6 protein-coding genes are annotated in these 4,143 nt (G+C 61.1%); 2 read left to right on the forward strand and 4 right to left on the reverse strand.

Annotated elements, in window-relative coordinates:
* On the forward strand, window positions 1-693 hold a 693-nt coding region (locus AC0AP0_RS09600; protein ID WP_490430300.1), incomplete at its 5' end, for a family 43 glycosylhydrolase.
* Here AC0AP0_RS09600 and gnd read toward each other — a convergent pair.
* The 3 genes from gnd to AC0AP0_RS09615 all read right to left on the reverse strand — a co-directional run bounded on the left by gnd (window position 683) and on the right by AC0AP0_RS09615 (window position 2,791).
* A complete protein-coding gene (gnd, locus tag AC0AP0_RS09605; RefSeq protein WP_490430301.1) occupies window positions 683-1,561 on the reverse strand; it encodes a phosphogluconate dehydrogenase (NAD(+)-dependent, decarboxylating) in 879 nt (292 codons plus the stop codon). The two genes, AC0AP0_RS09600 and gnd, sit on opposite strands and share 11 nt — an antisense overlap.
* Before the next feature lie 87 nt (window positions 1,562-1,648).
* Complete coding sequence (locus tag AC0AP0_RS09610; protein ID WP_490430302.1) at window positions 1,649-2,326, reverse strand: gluconokinase; 678 nt, start codon at window positions 2,324-2,326, stop codon at window positions 1,649-1,651.
* 111 nt (window positions 2,327-2,437) lie between these two features.
* Entirely contained in the window at window positions 2,438-2,791 is a 354-nt protein-coding gene (locus tag AC0AP0_RS09615; protein WP_490430303.1) for a GntT/GntP/DsdX family permease, read from the reverse strand.
* 222 nt (window positions 2,792-3,013) lie between these two features.
* On the opposite strand from AC0AP0_RS09615, the gene AC0AP0_RS09620 reads away from it, so the two are divergent.
* Window positions 3,014-3,799, forward strand: coding sequence for a FadR/GntR family transcriptional regulator (locus tag AC0AP0_RS09620; RefSeq protein ID WP_490430304.1), 786 nt, complete (start codon window positions 3,014-3,016; stop codon window positions 3,797-3,799).
* Window positions 3,800-3,828: 29 nt separating this feature from the next.
* Here AC0AP0_RS09620 and AC0AP0_RS09625 read toward each other — a convergent pair.
* On the reverse strand, window positions 3,829-4,143 hold a 315-nt coding region (locus tag AC0AP0_RS09625; RefSeq protein WP_490430305.1), incomplete at its 5' end, for a 6-phosphogluconolactonase.

A 4,143-nucleotide genomic window follows, 5' to 3' on the forward strand; every position in this document is an offset into this window, starting at 1 on the left:
CATGGGGGACAGGGTGCCTGGGCGCCCTGCCTGCTGGTGCGCCGGGGACGCTGCATCCTGTATTTTGTGGCCGACGGACAAATCGGCCAAGCTGTCGCTCCCGGTCCAACCGGTCCCTTCCGGGCGGCCCAGGAGCCATTCATCGCCCGAGGGGACTATGACTGCCTGCCCATCGATCCCTCGGTCTTTGTGGATGACGACGATGTGCCCTATCTGCTCTGGGGCAATGGCCGTGCCTACATGGGGCGGCTGAGCCCGGACGGCCTGCGTCTGGAAGATGGCTCAGTGCGTTCCGCCGTGCCCGAAAACTTCCGCGAGGCTGTCACCATCTGCCGGCGGAGAGACATCTACTATGCCTCATGGTCGGAGAACGACACCAGGGACCCGAGCTACCGGATCCGCTGGTCCAGCGCGCCATCGCTGGACGGGCCCTGGACCGCGCCCCAGATCCTGATCAAGGCTGATTACGCCAAAGGGATCCTGGCCACGGGGCACCACTGCATCACCCGTGTGCCGGGCCGGGACGACTGGATCGTGGCCTATCACAGGTTCGCCAGGGACGGCCGGGGCGACGGCTGCCATCGCGAAATCGTCTTCGCTCCCTTGGAGTTCGCTGATGACGGCGCCATGGTCCAGGTCCGTCCGCAGGTGGGATCCTACTGGTACCCGGCCCGGGACCCGGTTACTCCCTGACGATGGGGTGGCCGCCGAAGGCGTTGCGCAGGGCGGAGACCACCTTCATGGTCATGGGGTCCTCGATCTTGGAGGACTGGCGGGCGTAGAGGGCCGAGGTGATGGCCGGTGTGGGCACCCCCAGCTCCAGGGCGTCCGCGATCATCCACTTGGTCTCGCCGGTCTCATCAGCCTTGCCTGCGATTCCGCTCAGGTGCGGATCTTCCTTCAGGGCTTGGGCCAGTAGGTCCAGCAGCCAGGATTGGATGACCGAACCCTTGCGCCAGGACTCCACCACTTCGCCCGGCTCCTTGATCAGGTCGGAAGCCTCAAGAACCGCGTACCCTTCAGCAAGGGCCTGCATCATCCCGTACTCGATGCCGTTGTGGACCATCTTGGCATAGTGGCCCGCGCCCGTTCCCCCGGCATGGACCAGACCAAAGTCGCCCTCAGGCTTCAGGGTGTCCAGAATGGGCTGGATTCGGGCCACATCCTGGTCCGATCCGCCGACCATCAGGGCATAGCCTTTCTCCTTGCCCCAGATGCCGTTGGAGGTGCCCACATCCACCAGGCCTATGCCCCTGGCAGCCAGGGCTTGAGCGTGCTCTTGGTCCTGGGTGAAGCGGGTGTTGCCCCCGTCCACAACCAGGTCGCCGCGCTCCATCAGCTCGCCCAGCTGATCGAGTGTGGACTCGATGGGCTTGCCGGCCGGGACCATGACCCAAATCACTCGTGGTGCCTCGAGGGCCTGGACCAGGGCTTGCAGGCTGTCCACATTCCTGCCCGAGTCCGGCGCGATGTCGTAGCCGACCACCTGGTGGCCACCGGTGCGCAGGCGGTCCGCCATGTTCTTGCCCATGCGTCCCAGGCCAATCATGCCGATCTTCATAATGTCAGTTCCTCTCCCTTAACTGCAACAGTGTGAAGCTGACCGCGATGGTTGGTGATCGGCCGCGGTCGGGCCGATTTGTCGGTGCTATTGGCGGGATGCCTGCCGGGCGCGCTCGGCCTGAACCTGGGCGGTGTGTGCCTTGACATCGCACTGCAGGCCCAGGGTGTCGATGACCTCTTCTGCCTCGATTTCAGGAGCCATGTGCATACCCACGTCGATGGTCAGATGGACCTCGTCCGGTCCTAGGGGCTCCAAGGTGTCGAACTGGGAGCGCAGCATCTGTGGCTTCATGAAGTGGCCCTTCCGCTTGGAGAGCCGTTCCATGATGGAGTCGTAGTCCCCGCTGAGATGGATGAAGACCACCCCAGGCATTCGAAGCCGGTCACGATAGACCCGCTTCAGGGCTGAGCAGGTGACGGTTCCGGGCACTCCTCGCCGCATGTGGTCCTCGATCCAATCATGGATGCTGTCCAGCCAGGGCCATCGGTCCTGGTCGTTCAGGGGAATACCGCGGGCCATCTTCTCGATGTTGGCCTGGGGGTGGAAGTCGTCGGCCTCGGCCATGTCCCAACCCAGCTTGTTGCCGAGATGTTCGTTCATGGTTGTCTTGCCGCAGCCGGAGACTCCCATGATGACCAGGATGGGTGTGCGGCCGTGGAAATAGTCCGGTGGAACCGTGTTGTCCACTGCCGTGGGAACCCTGGGCTCCGGGTGACTTTCTGCACTCAGCGCGTCTGAATTTTTCAATGATGTGTCGACCATGTGTAACCTTTCTGAAAAGTAATCTGACAATGACGTTCAGGCGGTGATGGGTTCAAAGAGGCTGACGATCATGACCGGAACCATTACCGACAGCAGGCATTTCAGAACCGATCAGGTCTTCATGGTCTCTCCAACACTCAGGCCGGAGTGCTTCTTGATCAGCAGGAAGCCCGCGTCGTTGAGATGAGAGAGGAAGATTGAGCCGGCGATGATGACAATGATCAAAAGTGTGGTGGCCATGGAACTTGCATGCATCATGGTCATGGCATTATTAAGGATGCCGACCACCAAGGCGGCATCCAGCAGGGAGACAAAGGGATGAAGTTTGACGACAGTGGCCAGGAAGATGACCACCGACAGACTGAACACCAGACTGATGCCCAACTGGGTGGTGTTCAGGGATACAGCCTGACTCGTCGCCAGGGTTAGGTACCCGTCTGCTGGCTTCTGCGACGCTAAAAGCATGGCTGTCTCTTCTCTGAGGGTGTGAACCGTTCGGCCCAGCAGCTTCTCGGCTCATATTTTTGCATTACGTAATATCAGCAATACGATATTAAGTATGCCTTAACGAAACATATCTTACACGACCTTAGGACGGATTGGAAGCCTGGATGCTAAGAGCAGGATCGAGCCTCGATTTTGCTTGTAAATCCCCTTGGTCTGCTTGCGAATGAACCGGTTGCTAGAGTGGACTTTGTGGAAAGCGCAAGGATACCTGATGACGAAAAGGCTGCAGAAGGAACCCTGCATGACCGGCTGCTGGACCAGTGGGGCGCGGCCATCGTAGGCGGTGCCATCGCTCCGGGCGACCGACTGCCAATCCCTGACCTGGATAGCCAGAGGCCTTCGCGCACGGTCACCCGCGAGGTCACCAGGGTTCTTGAGGCCATGGGTCTGGTCACTGTAAAACGCAAGGTCGGTGCCACGGTCAACCCATACCAGCTTTGGAACATCTTTGATCCCCAGGTGATCGAGTGGAGACTGCGCGGACCTGATCGGGGACGGACCCTGCATGAGCTGTCTGAGCTCAGGGCATGCGTGGAGCCCATAGCTGCCCAGCTGGCGGCCAGCCACGCTGATCATGATCAATGGGCGAAGCTGACGCGGGCCGCTATTGATATGGTGGCCAACGCTGACCGGGCCGACGGGCCGGACTATCTTCGGGCTGACGAAACCTTCCATCGAACCCTGCTTGAGGCATCGGGCAACACCATGTTCGCGGCGCTGGGCGATGTGATTGCCTCAGTGCTGTCTGGGCGGACCCGGCATGAGCTTATGCCCAGGAAGGCCGATGAGAAGGCTCTGCGGCTACATGGCGACGTAGCTGCCCTGATACGTCGGGGCGATGCAGAGGCGGCACAGCATGCCATGGAGTGGATCGTCGACGAATCCGATCGGGCTGTCGAGCAAATGACCAGAAAGGACTCCGAAGATTCCGTCCGTGCTGCGGGTAAGGAATCTTCGGAGTCCTGAGATCCGTGGAGGCTCTTGGCGCAGAAGGCTCAGTTCAGTTTCGAGGCGGCATCAGCGTCCAGGAGCCAGAGGGTCTCTCGGGTGCCCCTGGCATAAGAGGAGGGGACATGGGGATCGTCTGTGGTTCCCAGGGCAGCAGCCACGGCCGAAGCCTTCTCGGCAGTTGAGGTGAAGAGCCATACCTTGGGGGTCCGGCGGATGAATGGCGTGGTCATGGTGACCCTGAGCGGGGGCAGCTTGGGGGAGTTGCTGATACCCGTCACCAGTAGATCTTCGTCCTGCAGCCTGACCTCAGGGCGGTCGGGGAAGAGGGAGGCATAGTGGCCGTCGGGACCCACGCCAAA

This window comes from Bifidobacterium sp. POST2/T3 (B1), assembly GCF_058197115.1.

What these genes read in the sequence shown, in the direction of transcription:
- gnd (WP_490430301.1), bottom strand. Translation starts at nt 1,561, where the DNA reads ATGAAGATCGGCATGATTGGCCTGGGACGCATGGGCAAGAACATGGCG.
- AC0AP0_RS09610 (WP_490430302.1), bottom strand. Translation starts at nt 2,326, where the DNA reads ATGGTCGACACATCATTGAAAAATTCAGACGCGCTGAGTGCAGAAAGT.
- AC0AP0_RS09615 (WP_490430303.1), bottom strand. Translation starts at nt 2,791, where the DNA reads ATGCTTTTAGCGTCGCAGAAGCCAGCAGACGGGTACCTAACCCTGGCG.